Origin of the sequence: Dactylosporangium sp. CA-233914 (genome assembly GCF_050942935.1) — a bacterium.
In the GTDB taxonomy this organism is placed as follows: domain Bacteria; phylum Actinomycetota; class Actinomycetes; order Mycobacteriales; family Micromonosporaceae; genus Dactylosporangium.
Genome location: NZ_CP192030.1, coordinates 7,029,769 through 7,048,326 on the forward strand (window position 1 = coordinate 7,029,769; position 18,558 = coordinate 7,048,326).

At 72.5% G+C, this 18,558-nt stretch carries 17 protein-coding genes; 7 read left to right on the top strand and 10 right to left on the bottom strand.

Annotated features, from left to right (window positions below; translation table 11 throughout):
* Window positions 1–71: 71 nt before the first annotated feature.
* Complete coding sequence (locus ACQPY0_RS31560) at window positions 72–314, bottom strand: hypothetical protein (RefSeq protein ID WP_432968499.1); 243 nt, start codon at window positions 312–314, stop codon at window positions 72–74.
* A gap of 44 nt (window positions 315–358) precedes the next feature.
* On the opposite strand from ACQPY0_RS31560, the gene ACQPY0_RS31565 reads away from it, so the two are divergent.
* Window positions 359–772, top strand: a complete 414-nt coding sequence (locus ACQPY0_RS31565) for a TetR/AcrR family transcriptional regulator C-terminal domain-containing protein (protein ID WP_432968502.1) — start codon at window positions 359–361, stop codon at window positions 770–772.
* Here the strand turns inward: ACQPY0_RS31565 and ACQPY0_RS31570 are convergent.
* A complete protein-coding gene (locus tag ACQPY0_RS31570) occupies window positions 757–1,518 on the bottom strand; it encodes a class I SAM-dependent DNA methyltransferase (protein WP_432968505.1) in 762 nt (253 codons plus the stop codon). The genes ACQPY0_RS31565 and ACQPY0_RS31570 overlap by 16 nt on opposite strands.
* A 91-nt stretch (window positions 1,519–1,609) precedes the next feature.
* Between ACQPY0_RS31570 and ACQPY0_RS31575 the strand changes: the two genes are divergently transcribed.
* Entirely contained in the window at window positions 1,610–2,164 is a 555-nt protein-coding gene (locus tag ACQPY0_RS31575) for a hypothetical protein (protein ID WP_432968508.1), read from the top strand.
* 112 nt (window positions 2,165–2,276) lie between these two features.
* On the opposite strand, the gene ACQPY0_RS31580 is transcribed toward ACQPY0_RS31575, so the two are convergent.
* The 6 genes from ACQPY0_RS31580 to ACQPY0_RS31605 form a co-directional block, all read right to left on the bottom strand.
* Window positions 2,277–2,984, bottom strand: a complete 708-nt coding sequence (locus ACQPY0_RS31580; RefSeq protein WP_432968511.1) for a DUF899 domain-containing protein — start codon at window positions 2,982–2,984, stop codon at window positions 2,277–2,279.
* A gap of 206 nt (window positions 2,985–3,190) precedes the next feature.
* On the bottom strand, window positions 3,191–4,516 hold the full coding sequence (locus ACQPY0_RS31585; RefSeq protein WP_432968514.1) for a condensation domain-containing protein: 1,326 nt from the start codon (window positions 4,514–4,516) through the stop codon (window positions 3,191–3,193).
* Between the two features lie 150 nt (window positions 4,517–4,666).
* Complete coding sequence (locus ACQPY0_RS31590; protein ID WP_432968517.1) at window positions 4,667–7,177, bottom strand: LamG-like jellyroll fold domain-containing protein; 2,511 nt, start codon at window positions 7,175–7,177, stop codon at window positions 4,667–4,669.
* A 440-nt stretch (window positions 7,178–7,617) separates the two neighbouring features.
* Entirely contained in the window at window positions 7,618–7,935 is a 318-nt protein-coding gene (locus ACQPY0_RS31595) for a DUF3349 domain-containing protein (RefSeq protein ID WP_432968520.1), read from the bottom strand.
* 9 nt (window positions 7,936–7,944) lie between these two features.
* Window positions 7,945–8,262: a hypothetical protein gene (locus ACQPY0_RS31600; RefSeq protein WP_432968523.1), complete on the bottom strand. Its 318-nt coding sequence runs from the start codon at window positions 8,260–8,262 to the stop codon at window positions 7,945–7,947.
* A complete protein-coding gene (locus ACQPY0_RS31605) occupies window positions 8,262–9,470 on the bottom strand; it encodes an anion permease (protein WP_432968526.1) in 1,209 nt (402 codons plus the stop codon). The genes ACQPY0_RS31600 and ACQPY0_RS31605 overlap by 1 nt, the downstream gene beginning before the upstream one ends.
* Window positions 9,471–9,598: 128 nt before the next feature.
* On the opposite strand from ACQPY0_RS31605, the gene ACQPY0_RS31610 reads away from it, so the two are divergent.
* Genes ACQPY0_RS31610 through ACQPY0_RS31620 form a run of 3 tightly spaced genes read left to right on the top strand, consistent with a single transcriptional unit; the run spans window position 9,599 to window position 15,359 of the window.
* Window positions 9,599–10,012 carry a MerR family transcriptional regulator gene (locus ACQPY0_RS31610; protein ID WP_432968529.1) on the top strand — a complete coding sequence of 138 codons (414 nt, stop codon included), beginning with the start codon at window positions 9,599–9,601 and terminating at the stop codon, window positions 10,010–10,012.
* A 26-nt stretch (window positions 10,013–10,038) separates the two neighbouring features.
* Complete coding sequence (locus ACQPY0_RS31615) at window positions 10,039–13,998, top strand: molybdopterin-dependent oxidoreductase (protein ID WP_432995456.1); 3,960 nt, start codon at window positions 10,039–10,041, stop codon at window positions 13,996–13,998.
* A gap of 41 nt (window positions 13,999–14,039) precedes the next feature.
* Window positions 14,040–15,359 (top strand): Hsp70 family protein, encoded by a 1,320-nt coding sequence (locus ACQPY0_RS31620; RefSeq protein ID WP_432968532.1) that lies wholly within the window; start codon window positions 14,040–14,042, stop codon window positions 15,357–15,359.
* Window positions 15,360–15,362: 3 nt separating this feature from the next.
* On the opposite strand, the gene ACQPY0_RS31625 is transcribed toward ACQPY0_RS31620, so the two are convergent.
* Both ACQPY0_RS31625 and ACQPY0_RS31630 read right to left on the bottom strand, forming a co-directional pair.
* Complete coding sequence (locus ACQPY0_RS31625) at window positions 15,363–16,349, bottom strand: hypothetical protein (RefSeq protein WP_432968535.1); 987 nt, start codon at window positions 16,347–16,349, stop codon at window positions 15,363–15,365.
* Window positions 16,346–16,828, bottom strand: a complete 483-nt coding sequence (locus ACQPY0_RS31630; RefSeq protein WP_432968538.1) for a SigE family RNA polymerase sigma factor — start codon at window positions 16,826–16,828, stop codon at window positions 16,346–16,348. Before ACQPY0_RS31630 ends, ACQPY0_RS31625 begins: the two co-directional genes overlap by 4 nt.
* 59 nt (window positions 16,829–16,887) lie before the next feature.
* Here ACQPY0_RS31630 and ACQPY0_RS31635 point away from each other — a divergent pair, with 59 nt between their 5' ends.
* The gene (locus tag ACQPY0_RS31635) at window positions 16,888–17,796 is read left to right on the top strand and encodes an RNA ligase family protein (protein ID WP_432968541.1); all 909 of its coding nucleotides are present in this window, start codon (window positions 16,888–16,890) and stop codon (window positions 17,794–17,796) included.
* Between the two features lie 45 nt (window positions 17,797–17,841).
* The gene (locus tag ACQPY0_RS31640) at window positions 17,842–18,264 is read left to right on the top strand and encodes a hypothetical protein (protein ID WP_432968544.1); all 423 of its coding nucleotides are present in this window, start codon (window positions 17,842–17,844) and stop codon (window positions 18,262–18,264) included.
* The last annotated feature ends 294 nt before the right edge of the window (window positions 18,265–18,558 follow it).

Below are 18,558 nucleotides of genomic sequence, written 5' to 3' on the forward strand. Positions count from 1 at the left end.
CAGTCCACCAGGTCGTCGAGAGACTACCGCTGCCCATGAATGTGGTCAGGCCGGGCGCGGACCGTCCTGGCTCACGCGGCGGCGCCCGGGGAACGCCGCAGCGGCAGCAGCAGGGCCGGGACCAGGGTCAGGGCGGTGAAGGCCAGGACCCACCAGAAGGTACCCGCGAAGGCCTCCGCCGGTGCGTGGTGCGCGGCGCGGGACTGCAGGATCGCGGACAGCACCGCCGCGCCGACCGAGGCGCCGACGGTCTGGATCATCGTGATCGCGCTGGTCGCGGCCGGGATCTCCGCCGGGGGCAGGGCCGGGGACACGGAGCAGCTGTTCCTCGCCGCGCTGCGAGACCGGCGAGGCGCAGGTGCACGCGTTCCGGGCGCTGCTGGACCGCACGCTCGGCGACGTCACCGACGTCGAGGCGGCGCTGCACGAGTTCGGGCGGCAGTTCGCCGCCGAGATCGCGCACTCGCCGGAGCGCTCGGCGGTGATGCGCCTGCTCATCGCCGAGGCGGCGCACTTCCCGGCACTGCTTGCGCAGACGGCCAAGGCCGGCTCGGCGCAGCAGGCCCTCGCCGACCGGCTCGCCGAGCTGGCCGGCCGGGGGCTGCTCGACGTCGCGGATCCGATGGAGGCGGCCGAATTTCTCGGGCTGCTCGTCACGGGGCGGGTGAACAACCGCTCGTGGTACGGCGCGGTGCAGTTCGCCGACGCCGAGATCGAGGCGCTCGCGGCGAGCGGCGTGCGGATGTTCCTACGGGTCTACGGCAGCCGGTAGACAGAGACGTGCGAGCGGGACTCGCCGGTGAACTCGGTGCCGCGCCAGTCGGCGTGGCGGGACTCCAGCGCGAAGCCCGCGAGCTGCCCCATGAGGTCGAGCTCGGACGGCCAGACGTAGCGGTGCGGGCTGCGGGTCAGGCGCGCGGCGCGGCCGGGGCCGGCGTCGAACGTGAAGTGGTGCGAGACGATGCGCTGGTTGAGCACGTCGAAGGTGTCCAGGCCCAGGTAGCCCGGCTCGTTGCCGAACACCACCGCGCCTTGGCCGGGCGGCAGCCGCCGCAGGTCGGGGACCTCCAGCTCGATCACGAAGCATCCGCCGGGCGCGAGGTGACGGGCCGCGTTGCGGAAGCACGCGACCTGCCCGGCCTGCGTGAGCAGGTTCGAGATCGTGTTGAAGACCAGATAGACGAGGGTGTACTCCCCCGGCGCGGTCGCGCTCGCCATGTCCCCGACGACCACCGGAATCGTCTCCTCGCCGGCCTTCGCCCGCAGCCGGCGCAGCATCGGGCCGGAGAGCTCGATTCCGGTCACCGGCACGCCCGCGGCGGCCAGCGGCACGCCGATGCGCCCGGTGCCGATCGCGAACTCCAGCGCCCGGCCGCCCGCGGCGAGCTCGGTCAGGCGGGCCACCGCCGGGCCGACAACCTCCGGGGCGAACATGCCGGCGCCGGGGGTGTCGTACGCGTCGGCGATCTCGTCGTCCCAGATCTCGGCGAACCCCTCGTCCCGAACAGATCGTCGCATGGTTTCGAGCCTGGCGACCCGGGCGCGGGATGTCCATCCGTTTTCGCGCGTTCCGGTTGACTATGAAAATGAAAACCGGTACCAACAAGGCGTGAAGATTGCATTCGTCGGCAAGGGCGGCAGCGGCAAGACCACGCTCGCCGGGCTGTTCTGCCGGACTCTCGTCGCGCAGGGCGCGGACGTCCTGGCGTTCGACGCGGACATCAACCAGCACCTGGCCGTCGCACTCGGCGCCGACCCGCGCACGGCGGCCGGGCTGCCGGCGCTGGCCGAGCACCTGGAGGCCATCAAGGAACACCTGCGCGGCGACAACCCGCGCATCGCCTCCGCGGCCGCCATGCTCAAGACCACCCCGCCCGGGCGCGGGTCGCGCATCCTGCGGCCGGGCGAGCCGGGGCCGGTCCTGGCGCCGCTGATCCGCGACGTCGGCGGGGTCCGGCTCGCGGTCACCGGCCCGTTCGGACAGGACGATCTCGGCGGCGATACGCCGAGCAGGCCGTCGACTTCCACGTCCGCAACGCCCTGGCGTGGGGCAACACCCGCGCCGGGTCGACCTGACCGCCCAGGTCGACCCGGGGTTCACCCTCGCGCCGGTGCCCGCCGCGCGCTGAGCGCAGAGATGGGGCCTCTGGCCACGCTCCTATGAAGTCAGAACGCCAGCACCTCCCGACCAAGGCCGACAGATCGCGTGGAAGACCCGAAGTCAGTCAGGCGTTGGGTCAGACCTTGGCGGGAGGCGCTCATGAACATCATCTCTGTCAGGCGGCGAAGTCCGGCACGGCCGCGCGGGCGTGCTCGGCGCGGCCCTTGGGCTCCTCCCACTCCTCCTGCCGGCCCAGCGCCGTGAGGTCGAGCAGGGCGTACGCGCCGCCGAAGTCGGTGCCGCGGGCGTACGTCGAGTAGGTGTGGAACACCTCGCCGCCGTCGGCCAGGAAGCAGCTGAACCCCGGCAGCTCCGGCGACTCCACGACCGGCAGGGCGCGGTAGTTGTACACCGGCGGCTTCACCGACTCGTCGAAGGACACGTCGAAGTCGAAGTTGAAGTCGTCGCCGTGGGAGGAGTACCACGGGATGCTCCAGCCGCGCTTGCCGGCGTAGGCCCGGAGCTTCTCGTACGGTGCCCGCGACACCAGCGCGAACGTGGTGTTGCGGTTGGCCAGGTGCGTCAGCAGGGCCGGGGCCATCTCGTCGATGGCCGCCGTGCAGCTGGGGCAGGCGTCGTCCCAGCCGGGGTCGAACATGACGTGCTGCACGATGAGCTGCGGCCGCCCCTGGAACAGCCCGGCGAGCGTGACCTGCCCGTTCGCGCCCGTGAACCGGTACGGCTTGTCGATGCGCACCATCGGCAGCCGGCGCCGCTCGGCGTTGATCCGGTCCAGCTGCCGCCGGGCCTCCTTCTCCTGTTCCAGCAGCGCGCGGCGGGCGGCGAGCCACTCCGCGCGGCCGACGATCTCGGGAAGCGCCATGCTGTTGGCCTCCTTGTGCGGTTGGTCGTACTGTCCCCCTGTACGACCGGCCACGAGACCGGAAATCGACGCACCCGCGGGATGAACTACGCCCGGCTACCGAAAACTACGCTGTGTCGCCGATTTTCCGAGGATTTTTCGGCGGGTGGTAGCGTCAGGGATGGATGAGCGCGCCGCCGCCGGGGTGTTCGGATGCCTCGAGGCGCTCACGCCACCCCGGTAGCCACGTCCGGGTCCAGGGCCGCCTCGACCGCCACCGCCTCCAGGCCGTGCAGCAGCGCCTCCGCGTCGCCAGGGGCGATGACGTGCGTGTCCAGGAACACGATCGCCTGGGTCGCGCCCGGCAGCTCGTCGATGTGCACGATGAGCGGCTCGAACGGCACGTCCTGCTGCGTGGTCCAGCGGAACGTGCCGCCGCCGGCGGCCGCGGCCACCTCGTCGGTGCTCGGCACCGGGGCGCCCGCGGCGGCGTCGTCGTCGCGGCGGTCGTTGAAGTAGCAGGGCAGCTCCAGCCCGGGCCGGTCGGCGACGGCCCGCGCGACGAGGTCGTCCAGGCCGGCCGGGTCGTAGTAGGCATGCTTGTACGTGCTCAGCGCCGAGCGGCGGGCCCGGTCGAAGGCCTCCGCGAACGTGATGCCGGCGACGTCGAGGCGGCACAGGCCGTACTGCGCCAGCATGCACACCACCCGGTCCAGCCCCGGCCGGAAGCGGTTGTTCACCATCGGCCGCACCACGACCGGGTTCAGCCCGGTCACCCGGGCCAGCGCGACGGCGAACACGGCCAGCAGCACCGGCGCGGCCGCGATCCCGGTCTGGGCCGTGACCGAGCGCAGCGCCATGCTCAGCGCCGGCGAGGAGAACTCCCCGCGCCAGTGCCGCGGCGAGCGCGGATCGCGTGACTTCGGGTACCGCCGCAGCGGCATCTCCCGCAGGATGCCGTCCCAGTGCCGCAGCGCCATCGCGTGCTGCCGCGCGCCCGGCGCCGAGGCCTGCCAGCGGGCCTGTTCGAGGGGCTGCAGGTCGGGCACCGGGGTCTCGGGGCGCTTGTCGAGCTCCTCCAGCAGCACCCCGGCCCCGAACCCGTCGGTGACCAGGTGGCACATGACCACGACCAGGTGCGTGAGCGCGCCGCCGCTGCGCACGACCGCCATCCGGATCGGCCAGTCGCGCTCGAAGTCGTACGCGTCCTCCTGCAGCTTCAGCCGCAGCTCCTCGGCCAGCTCCGCGGGGTCGTCGTCCCCGGCGTCGAACACGTCGAGGGCGACCTCACCCTCGCCGGCGACCACCTGCCGGGGCGGGCCGTCGGGGGACAGGCGCAGCCGGGTGCGGGCGGTGGGGAAGCGGCTCATGAGGTACCGCAGCCGCTCCCGCACGTCCTCCAGCGTCGTGCCCTCGGGCAACGGCCCCCACGCCCCGTTGGGGATCCACGACTCCTGCCGGACCATCGCCCGCCAGATGTCGTGCTGTCCCCACGACAGCGGCCCCTCGCCGGCTCCATCTCCGGCGAACGCCACCATGAACCGCTCGGTCATCCGGTCCGCCCCCTCCGCGCCCCATCGGCGAGACTGGATGCTAGTCAACCGGAGATCTTGACCGTATCGGTTCGGCGACCGATTTTCTTCCTGTGCATGCGATCCGGCGGCGGACCCCTTGTGAGGGCTCGCCGCCGGATCGCCGGTCCGTCAGCTGCCGGAGGTGTGCAGCTGCCGGATCTCGTCCGCGCTCAGGGCGCGGTCGTAGAGGTGGACCTGGTCGACAGTGCCGTCGAGGTAGTCGACCGGGTTGCCGCCGTACTTGCCGCGGCCGATCACCGTGTGGCCGGTCGGGCCGGCCTGGGGCAGGCAGGCGCTCGCGGTGCCGGCCAGCTCGCCGTCGACGTACAGCCGCAGCTCACCCTGCACCGTGTCGCGCACGCCGACCAGGTGGTACCACTGGCCCGCGTTCGGCTTGACCGGGGCCAGGGCCCGCACACCCGCGAAGCTCATCGCGAAGCGCTGGTCGGCGCCGGAGTACTGCAGGTAGAAGTCGCTGTTCGTGGGCCCGTCCTGGCTGACGACCGTCTGGAACGCGCCGTCGGCCTTGTCGAGTTTGACCCACGCCGCGGCGGAGTAGTCGCCGGCCGTGTTCAGCAGCGGCTTGCCCGCGTCGAGGTACTGCGTGGACCCGTCCAGCGAGACGCCGTTGCCGTTGTGCCCGGCCACGAACGCGGCCCCGCCGACCAGGGTGGCGTCGTTGTCGCCGGCCGCGTCCGCGGCGAGCGTGCCGCCGGTCTCGTCCAGCGGGTAGAACGTGACGCCGGTCAGGCCGGGGGTGCCCGGCGGCGGCTGCGGGACGTTCGCCGCCGAGCCGTCGGCCTGCGCGATGATCTTCTGGTTGATCGCCTTGACCTGCTTGAGGTCCATCTTGGTGACCTGGCGGTCGTAGGTGAAGAAGCCGTTGAGCTCCGCCTCGACGTCGGTGATCTGGGTGTAGATGGACGCGCTGATCCCGCACGCCTTGGCCGAGGTGATCACGGCCTGCTGGTTCTCGACGTACTTTCGGGTCAGCGTGGCCGAGTCGGGCTCCATCTCGTACGCCTGCCCGTCGCCGAACCACATGTGGTTGGACGTCTTGAGGCCGAAGCCGCCGTGCTCGCCGTCGATGGCGACCCGGTCACCGGCGGGCGCCGGGGAGGCCGGCCCGAGATACTGATGGAAGTCGATCACGTCACCGCGGCCCGAGTCGCCGTGCGAGTTGCAGCAGTTCACACCGCTGTGCGCGTCGACGAGCCGGGCCGGGTCCTGGGCCTTGACGTCGTCGGCGATGCGCCCGGTCGCGGCCCGGTCCCACTCGCCCCAGCCCTCGTTGAACGGCACCCACGCCACGATCGAGGTGAACGAGCTGTGCTCGCGCACCATCTCGTGCAGCTCCGACTCGAACTGCCCGCGCCACTCCTGCGGGATCGGGCCCGTGTTCGCGGCCGGCATGTCCTGCCAGACCATGAGACCGAGCTTGTCCGCCCAGTAGTACCAGCGGTCCGGCTCCACCTTGATGTGCTTGCGCACCGTGTTGAACCCCATCGCCTTGTCCTGCTCGAGGTCCCACTTCAGCGCGGCGTCGGTCGGCGCGGTGTAGAGCCCGTCGGGCCAGAATCCCTGGTCGAGGTTGGCCAGGTTGAACAGGATCTTGCCGTTCAGCGCGATGCGCGACTTGCCGTCGGCACCCTTGGCCGTGCCGATCTGGCGCATGCCGAAGTAGGAGCCCACGGTGTCGACGGTCTTGGTGCCGTCCACCAGGCTGACCTGCAGGTCATAGAGGAACGGGTGGTCGGGCGACCAGAGCTTCGGATTCGGTACCGGCAGTCGCAGCGGCGTTCCCGGCGCCCCCGTCACCTGCCCGACGACCTTGTTGCCGTTCTTGGCGACCGCCTTGACCTGCAGCCCGGCCCCGCCGGTCACGTTCGCGGTCACCTTCAGCGCACTGCCGGGCACGTCGGGGGTGGTGACCAGGCCGGAGATGGAGGCCGCGGGGACCGGCTCCATCCACACGGTCCGCCAGATGCCCGAGCTGCCCTGGTAGAAGATCCCGTGGTCGGAGGAGCGCCGCTGCTTGCCGATCGGCTGCCCGGTCGCGTCCGTGAGATCCTCGGCCCAGACGATGAGCTCCTGCGGCCCGCCGGCGGTGAGGGCGTCGGTCACGTCGACGTCGAAGCCGTCGTACCCGCCGCGGTGCGTGGCGACCTGGGTCCCGTTGACGTACACCTTGGCGTCGTAGTCGACGGCGCCGAAGTGCAGCTGGAGCCGCTGCCCCGCCCAGGCCCTGGGGACCGTGAACGTCCGGCGGTACCACATGCGGTCCTCGTGCCGCTGGATGCCCGACAGCGCGGACTCGATCGGGTAGGGCACCAGCACCCGCTCACCGAGGCTCTGCCCGGTCGGCACCGCCTGCCCGGCGGTGGCGCGGGCGAACTCCCACACGCCGTTGAGGTTCTGCCACTTGTCCCGGGTCAGCTGCGGCCGCGGGTACTCGGGCAGGGCGTTGTCCGGCCCGACCTTGCTCGTCCACTTGGTGGCCAGCGGTGGGATGCCCACGTGCCAGGCGGGCGAGTTGTCCGGCGGGGTTGCGGCCCCGGCGGCGGTGGCGGGCAGCGCCAGCCCGGCGGCCAGGCCGGCCGCGAGCAGCAATTGGCCAAGTCGTCTGTCCAGTCTTCGCATGAATGAACGCCCCTTCGGCGACGGCGGACCGCTGAGAGTGCACTCATCTGAACAAATGTGCTCAGCAACCGTCAAGAGACGTTGTTAGATCCGTGGCGAAGCAACAGATTCAAACAGGTGGCTGGATCGCGTCCCGGAACAGATCGTCTGCTGACGATGGGCTTCCCGGCTGTCGCCGCCCGGCTCGCTGCGTGCGGCATGTGCGACTCCGGACATGTCGGGCGCCGCGGACCCATGCCCGGCTGACGAAGAAGCGAACAATCGCGGCGACAAGCCGCGCGACTTTTTGTCGGCGTCTCACCCCCGAGGGCCCGACTTTTCGCCGGCGGCACGGCCCTGCGCGCCCGACTTTCGTCGGCATCGTGCATCGATGACCGGGCACACGGCGAGGCCGGCCCGGGAGCCGCCCGGGCCGGCCTGCGGTGGATGGTGCGCGGTTCCTACTCGGCCGGGGGGTCGGCCAACGGCCAGCCGCCCGCGGCGAGGTGGGCCGACACGCGGACCACGTCCTCCGGGGTGGCCTTCTGCAGCACCTCGTCGCTGATCATGGCCTCGATGTCGCCGGCCGTGATCGGGTCGGCCGACTCTTGCGACTGCTCCGCGAGGTCTCGGGCGAACTTGCGGACCTCGTCCTCGGTGAGCTTGCGCCGCAGCAGGCCGAGCAGGGCCACGTAGTCCTGCCGGGGCACGCCGCTGGGGTAGCCGGCACGCAGCCAGTCGATGCTGCGCGTCAGGAAGTTGGAGCGGGACTCGCTCACACAGACCTCCTACTTCTTGTTGACGATCGTCGGGTAGACGTGCTCGAAGCTCAGCGCCTTGCCGAAGCCGCTGGCCACGATATACGTGATACCCAGCACGACGCCGAGCAGCACAATGACGAAGCACAGCCAGCCCAGGAGCGTGCCGATCGGCTGCGCCTTGGGGCCGGTCGTGCCGGACTCGTGGACCTCGGCGTCGCCGCCGGCGCCCCAGGCCAGGGACCGCACGCCGAGCGCGAACAGCGTGGGCAGACCGGCGCCGAGGATCAGGCCGACGAGCAGGACACGCCAGGCGGCCTGGAGGGCGAACTGCAGGTTGTGGGACATCAGCGGACCGCCTCGGACAGTTCGGGAGCGGCTTCCCACTCGTCGTTGACGTTGTTGTGGTCGACCGGGGCCTTGCGGGAGTGCCAGTACATGTACCCGGCCAGGCCGAGCAGGATGGCGAAGACCATGATCGCGCCGCCGAGGCCGCCGATCAGGTGGCCGATCCACCACATGAGGGCACCGACGATGGCGGCGGAGGGCAGCGTGATGAGCCAGGCGAGCACCATGCGGCCGGCCACGGACCAGCGCACCAGCGCACCGGGTTTGCCGACGCCGGTGCCGAGGATGGAGCCCGTCGCCACGTGCGTCGTGGACAGGGCGAAGCCCAGGTGGCTGGAGACCAGGATGACCGCGGCCGAGGAAGCCTCGGCGGCCATGCCCTGCGGCGGGGCGATCTCCACCAGCCCCTTGCCGAGGGTGCGGATGATCCGCCAGCCGCCGAGGTACGTGCCGAGCGCGATCGCCAGGGCGCAGGCGGCCTTCACCCAGAACGGGATGTTCTTCGTGTCGGTCCAGTCGCCGGTGGCGATGAGGGCGAGCGTGATGACGCCCATCGTCTTCTGGGCGTCGTTGGTGCCGTGGGCGAGCGACACCAGCGACGCCGAACCGATCTGGCCCCAGCGGAAGCCGTTGTCGGTGAAGCGCTGGGCGACGCCGAGGGTCACCTTGTAGATCAGCCAGGTGCCCACCGCGGCGATGACACCCGCGATGACCGGTGACATGACCGCGGGCAGCAGGACCTTGCCGACGAGACCGTCGAGCTTGGTGCCGTTGCCGTTCCAGTTGACCCCGGCCCAGCCCAGACCCGCGATGGTCGAGCCGACGAGGCCGCCGAACAGCGCGTGCGACGAGCTGGAGGGCAGGCCCAGCAGCCAGGTCAGCAGGTTCCAGACGATGCCGCCGACCAGGCCGGCGAGGACGATGAGGAGCAGGGCGAACCCGCCGCCTTCGAGCAGGTTCGCCTTGGGTGTGCCGTCGGAGTTCTGGATCTTCACCACCGCGTTGGTGACGGTGAGCGCGACCTCGACGGAGAGGAACGCGCCGACGAGATTCAGGACTCCGGACAGCAGCACGGCGGTCTTCGGCCGCAACGCGTTCGTCGCGATGGACGTCGCCATCGCGTTCGCCGTGTCATGGAACCCGTTGGTGAAGTCGAACCCGAGGGCGGTCACGATCACCAGGACGAGCACCACGGTGGTTTCTGTCACAACTCGATCGTCGCGCTTCGGCGAAGCTCGTGACAGCGCTGCGGACGACCGGGTGAAGAGTTCGACCGTCGTCAACCTATTGTCAAACTGGAGACGCGCCGTGCGGGTCGATCCGGTACAACTGTGGAATGTCGTACACCCCGCGGGAAGTGGTCGAGCGGACCGGCTTCACCCTCGACACGCTGCGATACTACGAGCGCATCGGGCTGCTCGACAGCGTCGAGCGCACCAGCGGCGGGCAGCGGGCCTTCACCGACGACGACCTCGCCTGGCTCGGCATCCTGCGCTGCCTGCGCGACACCGGCATGCCGATCGCGCGCATGCTGCGCTACGCCGAGCTGGCCCGCGGCGGCGACGCCACCTTCGCCGAGCGCGCGGAACTGCTCGAAGAGCACGATCGCGACATCGAGGCGAAGATCGCCGCACTGCGCGCGGAGCAGGAGCGGATCCGGGAGAAGATCGGCTGGTACCGCGCCGAGCTCGCGATCATCGACTCACACCCGGCAATCACGGCCGACGGGGTCGGCGTGACACGCGTGTAACTGAGCGTTTGTACCGTCGGGTCGTGATGCAGACCCGCACGGTCTGTTCGTACTGCGGGGTCGGCTGCGGCATGGTCCTCGACGTGGCGACGGACCCCGACGGCCGCCGGCGCGTGCTCAAGGTGCACGGCGACAAGGACCACCCGGCCAACGCCGGGCGCCTGTGCACCAAGGGCGCGACCAGCGCCGAGATGCTCGCCGGGGCCGGGCGGCTCGGCATGGCGCGCGTCCGGGCGGACAAGGGCGGGGTGGCGGCCGACACCGGCCTCGACGCGGCGATCGCGCACACGGCGGCGCGGCTGCGGGCCATCATCGACGAGCACGGCCCCGACGCGGTCGCGTTCTACGTGTCGGGGCAGATGACGCTCGAGGCGCAGTACCTGGCGAACAAGCTCGCCAAGGGGTTCGTGCGCACCAATCAGATCGAGTCCAACTCGCGGCTGTGCATGGCCAGCGCCGGCAGCGGCTACAAGCTGTCCCTCGGCGCCGACGGGCCGCCCGGCTCCTACGACGACTTCGACCACGCCGACCTGTTCTTCGTCATCGGCTCGAACATGGCCGACTGCCATCCGATCCTGTACCTGCGCATGCTCGAGCGCATCAAGGCGGGCGCGAAGCTCATCGTGGCCGACCCGCGCCGGACCGCGACGGCCGAGAAGGCGGACATCTTCCTGCAGCTGCGCCCCGGCACCGACCTGGCGCTGCTCAACGGCCTGCTGCACCTGCTCGTGGCGGGCGGGCACATCGACGAGGCCTTCATCGCCGAGCACACCGAGGGCTGGGAGGCGATGCCGGCGTTCCTGGCCGACTACACCCCGGCCCGGGTATCCGAGACAACCGGCATTCCCGAGCAGTCCCTCCGCGCCGCCGCGGCCGCCATCGCCGCGGCCGGCGAGTGGATGAGCTGCTGGACGATGGGGCTCAACCAGAGCACGCACGGCACGTGGAACACCAACGCGCTGGTCAACCTGCACCTCGCCACCGGCGCGATCTGCCGGCCCGGCAGCGGCCCGTTCTCGCTCACCGGCCAGCCCAACGCGATGGGCGGGCGCGAGATGGGGTACATGGGCCCGGGCCTGCCCGGGCAGCGCTCGGTCCTCGCCGAGGCCGACCGCGTCTTCGTCGAGACGGCCTGGGGACTGCCCGGCGGCACCCTGCGCACCGACGTCGGCAAGGGCACCGTCGAGCTGTTCGAGCGCATGGCCGCCGGCGAGGTCAAGGCCTGCTGGATCATCTGCACCAACCCGGTCGCGTCGGTCGGCAACCGCGCGACGGTCATCCGCGGCCTGCAGCGTGCCGAGCTGGTCATCACCCAGGACGCCTACGCCGAGACCGAGACCAACGCCTACGCCGACGTCATCCTGCCGGCCGCGATGTGGTCCGAGATCGACGGGGTGATGATCAATTCGGAGCGGAACCTGACCCTGCTCAGCGCCGTCGCTGACCCGCCCGGCGAGGCCCTCGCCGACTGGGAGATCATCGCGCGGGTCGGCGTCGCGATGGGCTACGGCGACGCGTTCCGCTACGAGCGCGCCGAGGACGTCTTCGCCGAGATCCGCGGCTTCCACAACCCGCAGACCGGCTACGACCTGCGCGGGGCGAGCTACGAACGGCTCCGGCGGGGCCCGGTGCAGTGGCCCGCCCCGCCCGAGGCACAGCGGCGCAACCCGATCCGGTACCGCAACGACGGCGCCGGCCAGCCGGTCCGCGAACGCCCCGACGGCACCCGCCCCCGGCTCCACTTCGCCACCCCGAGCGGCCGCGCGGTGTTCTTCCCCCGCCCGCACCTGGACCCGGCCGAGCTGCCCGACGACGACTACCCGTTCCTGCTCAACACCGGGCGGCTGCAGCACCAGTGGCACACGCTCACCAAGACCGGCAAGGTCGCGAAGCTCAACAAGCTCAACCCGGGCCCGTTCGTCGAGCTGAACCCGGCCGACGCGCAGCGCCTCGGCATCGCCGGCGGCGACCGGGTCGAGATCGTCTCGCGCCGCGGCCGCGCGGTGCTGCCCGCGTCCGTCACCGACCGGGTGCTGCCCGGCAACTGCTTCGCCCCGTTCCACTGGAGCGACCTCTTCGGCGACGACGTCGCGGTCAACGCGGTCACGTCCGACGCGGTGGACCCGATCTCGTTCCAGCCGGAGCTCAAGGTCTGCGCGGTGAGCCTCGCGCGGGTCGCGTCCTCGGCGGAGCCCCTCGCCGTCGACCTCGCGGCACCGTCGTTCACCGAGACCGAGCGGATGTACCTCGCCGGGTTCCTCAGCGCCCTGGCGAAGAACCCGCCCGCGGCCGGATTCGTGCCGCGGCTGCCGGGCGACGCGCCGTTCGACCCGGCTCGGGGCGCGTGGGTCGACGGATACCTGGCCGGCACCTACCACCGGCCCGGCGAGCCGGCGGTGGGGGCGAGCACCGGGCGTACGGTCGAAGTCCTCTGGGCATCGCAGACCGGCAACGCCGAGGAGTTCGCCGCCCACGTCGGCCGGAGGCTGTCCGACGAGGGGTGGCGGGCCAACCTGCGGGCCATGACGCTCGCCGCCGGTGAGCTGCTGCACGGCGGCGCCGACCTGCTGCTCATCACCAGCACCTTCGGCGACGGCGACGCCCCCGACAACGGCGCCGCGTTCTGGGAGTCGCTGCAGGGCGACGCGCCGCGCCTCGACGGGCGCCGCTACGCGGTGCTGGCGTTCGGCGACTCCAGCTACGCCGATTTCTGCGGCCATGGCCGCCGCCTCGACGCCCGCCTCACCGAGCTCGGCGGCGTCCGGCTCGCCCCGCGGGTCGACTGCGAGCCGGACTTCACCGACGCCGCCAACGGCTGGCTGGACGCGGTGCTGTCGGCCCTGCGCGCCCCGGCGGCCAGGCCCGCGCCGCGCCGCGCCGGCCGCGCCGAGACGCTCACCGCGACGCTGCGCGGCAACCGGCTGCTGTCGCTGCCCGGCTCGGCGAAGGAGGTGCGGCAGTTCACCTTCGACGTCGGCGAGGACTTCGGCTACGCGGCCGGCGACGCGCTCGGCGTGTGGCCGGTCAACTGTGAGTCCCTTGTGGACGAGTGGCTCGCCGTCACCGGCCTCGACCCACTGTCCATCGTGGACGTCGGCGGCGAGGTCGAGCTGCGCGAGGCGCTGCTGCACCGTCTCGACATCACCCGGATCACCCCGGACCTGATCCGCTTCGTCGCCGACCGCGGGCCGGACTCGCCGCTGCGGGCCCTGCTGCGCCCGGACAACCAGGGGGAGCTGGCGAAGTACACCTGGGGGCGCCAGGCGGTCGACGTCGTCGCCGAGCACGCGGTCAAGGCCACCCCGGCCGAGTGGGCCGGCGTGTTGAAGCGGCTCCAGCCGCGGCAGTACTCGATATCCTCGTCGCCGCTGCTGGAGCCCACCCGGGTCTCGACCATGATCTCGGTCATCCGCTTCGACAACGGCGCCGGCAAGGTCCGCAAGGGCGTGTGCTCGGCGTTTCTGGCCGACGCCGCCGAGGACGCGCCGGTGCGTGTCTACCTGCAGCGCAACCCGAACTTCCGCCCGCCCGCCGACGACGGCCTCCCCATGATCATGGTCGGGCCGGGCACCGGCGTGGCCCCGTTCGTGGCGTTCCTGCAGGAGCGGCGGGCCCGCGGCGCGCGCGGGCCCAACTGGCTGTTCTTCGGTGAGCAGCGCCGCGCGACCGACTTCTACCACGCCGATGACCTGGCCCGCCTGCGCGACGAGGGGGTGCTGACCCGGCTGGACCTGGCGTTCTCGCGGGACCAGCGGGCCAAGGTGTACGTCCAGGACCGCATGCGCGAGCACGGCGCCCAGCTGTTCTCGTGGCTGCAGGACGGCGCCCACTTCTACGTGTGCGGTGACGCCACCCGGATGGCCAAGGACGTCGACCTGGCCCTGCGCGAGATCGTCGCCGCGCACGGCGGCCTGGACGAGGGCGCCGCGGCCGCCTACGTCAAGCAGCTGGCGGCGGAGAAGCGCTACGTCCGCGACGTCTACTGACCGGTTCTCGCGGCGATCGGCCGACAGCCTAATGTGGACGGATGGCCGCCTCGCTGCTCGCCGTCGACTACGGGACCGCCTACACCGTGGCGCTGCGCCGTCACCCGGGCGGCATCGTCGAGCCGGTCCGGATCGACGGCGAGGAGGGGCTGCCGTCGGCAGTGTTCGTGAAGCACGGCGACCTGATCACCGGCCGGGAGGCGGTGCGCTGCGCCCGGATCGACCCCGTCATGTTCCACCCCGCGCCGAAGCTGGATCTCGGCCGCGACGACCGGGGCGAGCACCCGGTCCGGCTGGCAGCCGCGACGCTGCGCCGGATCGCCGGGGCCGCGCCCGCGGACCGGGCGGTGCTCACGACGCCGGCGACCTGGCCGCCGGCCCGGCGCCGGCGGCTCGCCGAGGCCGCGGCCGCCGCCGGACTGCCCGCGGCGGGGCTGGTCCCGCGGCCGGTCGCCGCCGCCACCTACTGCGCCCGGCTGCGGCCGGTCGCCGAGGGCGGGGCGGTGCTGGTGCACCATCTGGGCGCCGGCGGCTTCGAGGCGACCGCGCTGCGGCTCGGCGAGGGCGCGTTCGAGGTGCTGGCCGCCGTCGCGCACCCGGCCGGCGGGCGGCTGCTCGACGAGATGACGGCCCACCGGTTCGCGACCGCGCTCAGCCCGTTCGAGCCCGGCAGCGGACCGCCGAGCGCGCGGCATCGGCTCGGCCTGCTCGACAATGCCCGCGACGCCCGGGAGGCGCTGTCGCGGCAGGAGTACCTCGAGCCGCTGCGGCCCGGCGCCGAGGGGCTCACCCGGGCCGCGCTCGAGGAGGTGCTGCGGCCCGTGCTGGCCGCCACCGTCGCGACGGGCCGCGAGGCCCTGGCCCAGGCGGGGATCGGGGGCGAGCCCGTCGCCTGGTTCCTGACCGGGGCGGCGAGCGCCACCCCGCTGCTGCCCCGGCTCGTGCGGGAACAGGCCCGCGTCGAGCCGCTCGTGCTGCGCCACCCGCGGCACGCGGTCGCTGCGGGGGCCCTCTGGTCGGCCGCCGGCGACGAGCCGCCCCGGGACGGGCCGGATCTGTTGCTGCTCGACACCCGCCGGACCTACGCGGCCGGCGGCGGGCACGTCACCAGCTCGTGGCACGCGACGTCCGCCCCGGTCGAGCAGCTGCGGCAGTGGTACCACCACAGCCTGCCCGGCCACGCCGAGGCGCCCGCCGGGCGGTGGTCGCACGAGCGCCTCGACGGCGGGTTCCGCCACTTCCACCACGTGTCGCTGTTCCCGGCCGGTGACCCGGCGGCCGCCGGGCTCGGCCCGTCGTGGCGCGTCCCGGACCACCTGCTGACCGTGATTCGGGACGACACCGCGATCCTGCCCGCCTGAGCGTCACGACACCGCACGCCTCGGCCAGCTCGACGGGGCGTCGAGGTCCCCGCCCGGGCTCAGGCGCGCGGTGTACCAGGCCGCCTCCTGCGGCGTGAACCAGTCCGCCGGCCCGGTCTCGAAGTCGGTGACGTACAGCTCGACCCCGCCGAAGTCCCCGATCCACAGGCCGTTGGCGAACTGGCCGGTGCCGCTGCGCCACCGCGCGGGGCGGCCGGCGACGGTGCGGTCCGGGGCGAAGGAGGAGCTGGCGTCCGCGTCGGCCCAGATGTAGATCACCTTGTCGTCGGCGCGGTGGATGGTCAGGCCCGCGTACACGAACACCGACGGGCCCGGGCCGCGGCGGATCACCGTCTGGCACTCCGACCACCGCGCGCCCGGGGGCAGCTCGGACAGGTGCAGCGGCATCGCGCAGCGCTGCACCCGCTCCAGCCGCACCGCGCGGGCGACGAGGGGCAGCAGGTCGCGGTCCTCCCAGCGCACCACCGAAACGCCCCAGACGTCGCCCTGCCGCCAGCGCACCGCGCGGGTCTGGCCGGCGTCGTGGGCGACCCGCCACTCCTCGACCGTGCCCGGGTCGGTGCCGAGCAGGACGATGAGGACCGGTTGGCGGTCGGCGTCCATCCCGGCGAAGGTCTCGTACCCGTCGCCCGACACCCACTGCGTCATCGCGATCCGCGCGTTCACGGCCGCCGGCAGCGCGGGCAGGTCGACGTCGAAGTGCAGCAGGCCGCGGTCGCTGCCGATCCCGCCGGGCGGCGCCGCGGTCTCGGCCGGCAGGGTCGTGGCCGGGGCCGGGGGCGGTTGCGGTGGCAGGAGCGCGAAGGCGGCCGCGGCGATGACGCAGGCGGCAGCGGTACCGATGATGCGTCGCCGGCGGCGAATCCCCCGCGCCCGCCGGGCCGCCCGCTCGCCCAGTTCCGCCGCCGGAGCGGTGCGCTCGGCCCGCTCGGCCAGCGTGGCGGCGATCCGGCTCTCGAGGTCGGTCACGGCGTCACTCCCTCCAGGTAGGCGCCCCGCAGCCGGTGCAGGGCGCGCATCGCGTGCGTGCGGACGGTGGCCGCCGAGCAGTCCAGGACGCGGGCGATGGCGGCGTCGTCGAGGTCCTCGTAGTAGCGCAGGACGACGACGGCGCGCTGCTGCTCGGGCAGGGCGCGGATGAGCCGCCACAGCGCGTCGCGCTCGGCCGCCTCCGCGTCCAGCCGCCCCGGCGTGGCCTGCTCCGGAGCCGCCTCGGCGGGCAGCTCGCGGTTCGCGCGCCGCCGCCACCACGACCGCGAGCCGTTGAGCACGAGCCGGCGCAGGTACACGTCCGGGTCGTCGCCGCGGCGGATGTGCGCCCAGCGCAGGTACGCCTTGGTCAGCGCGTCCTGCACCAGGTCCTCGGCCCGGTGCTGGTCCCCGGTGAGCAGCGCCGCGAAGCGCACCAGCGCCTGTCCTCGCGCCGCGACGTACTCCTCGAACGTCACACCAGCCAGAGTCCTTAACTGGGTCGCCGCGTTGACACCGGATCGGGGAAACTTCGCCGGTGGAGCACCGGACGTACCCCAAGATCCCCGCCGTGCTGTCAAATGTCTGCGCCGCGGGCTCCTGGATCGCCACCGAGAAGATCCACGGCGCCCAGCTCGTCGTCGCCCACGACGGCGCCGTGCTGCGGGTCGGCAAGCGCAAGGCGTGGCTGCGCGAGGATGAGCCCTTCTTCGGCTGGCAGCTGCTGCGCGGCCCGCTGGAGCACCTGGCGCGGGCGGCGCTGGCCCGCGGCGGCTCACCGGTGCGGCTCTACGGGGAGTTGTACGGCGGTCACTACCCGGGTTCACCGCCGGTGCCCGGCGCGTCCGCGGTCCAGACCGGCATCTGGTACAGCCCCGGCATCCGCTTCGCCCTGTTCGACGTCGTCACCGGCGAGGGGCCGGCCTGGCTCTACCACGAGGTGGCCGAGGTCGCCGCCGACGGTGGGGTCGACGTCGTACCGCTGCTGGCCCGCGGCACCAGGCCCGCAGTCGACACGGTCCCGATCCGCTTCCAGACCCGCGTGCCCGCGGCACTCGGCCTGCCGCCGCTGGACGGCAACCTGGCCGAGGGCGTCGTCCTGCGCCCCGACGCCCGTGTCCCGCTCGCCACCCGCCCGATCCTCAAGCGGAAGATCCCCGAGTTCGACGAGTCCCGCTTCGCCGAGGCCCGCCCGTGGGACCCGCACCTGTCCCCCACCCAGGCCGGCGCGCTGGCCGCCACACTGGTCAACCCGGCCCGGGTGGCCGGCGCCCGCTCGAAGGTCGGGCCGCACGACCCCGCGGCGCTGGAGGAGGAGATCGTCCTGGACGTGATGCTGGACCTGGCCGCGGCGTTCCCGGCGCTGGAGAACCGCGCCGACCTGGAGCCCCAGGTCCGCGCGGCGGTGGCACGTTTCCGGGATTCGACGGGATTCGGTTCCCCGTAACGTTTTCCTCAACAGCGACAACGACTTCCCAGGGGGATACGGACCATGAGCGACATCGACACCGGCTACGACGGCGGCCACGACGTGGACTACGGGCACTACGAGGCCGGCCAGGAGCACGCGGGCCTCGACCAGCTGCACCAGGCCCACGGCTCGGAGGCCGACTACAACAACCAGTACGGGGTGTACGAGAACGACCACCACGCCCAGGAGTCGACGGACTTCTCGCAGGGGCACCACGTCGAGTACGACCAGCCGGGCGCCGTGCACTTCCAGTCGGACGACTACACGAACTACTCGCACGACGCGTCGGTCGATGACCACGTGTTCGTGGCCGAGGGCTCCGAGAACGCGCACCAGGCCGAGTTCGGTGAGCTCGACGCCCTGCAGTCGCGCTTCGACTCGGCATTCGCCGAGGGCACCCAGGTCCACGGCGGCGAGGGCCAGTTCGGCGTCGCGGCCAACTGACGCTCCATCACCCCTGGCTCAAGGCCGGTCACCCGTTGTGGTGGCCGGCCTTTGCCGCGTCGACGGCCAGCGGCGGCTACCGAGCGCGACCGGGCGTTCCCACTGCATCCACGCCGGCCTTGCCACGTGGTTCCGTCAAAGCATCGACACCAGCGCCCCAGCCATGGGAGCGTCTAGCCGCTACGTAACAGGCGGTGACGCAGGATTACAGGACCGCTTCTCTCGTCCGCACCAGTCCTGGACAACATGCCTGCCCCCGGCTTGACACGCTGACGGCCGGGCGGCGCCCGTATC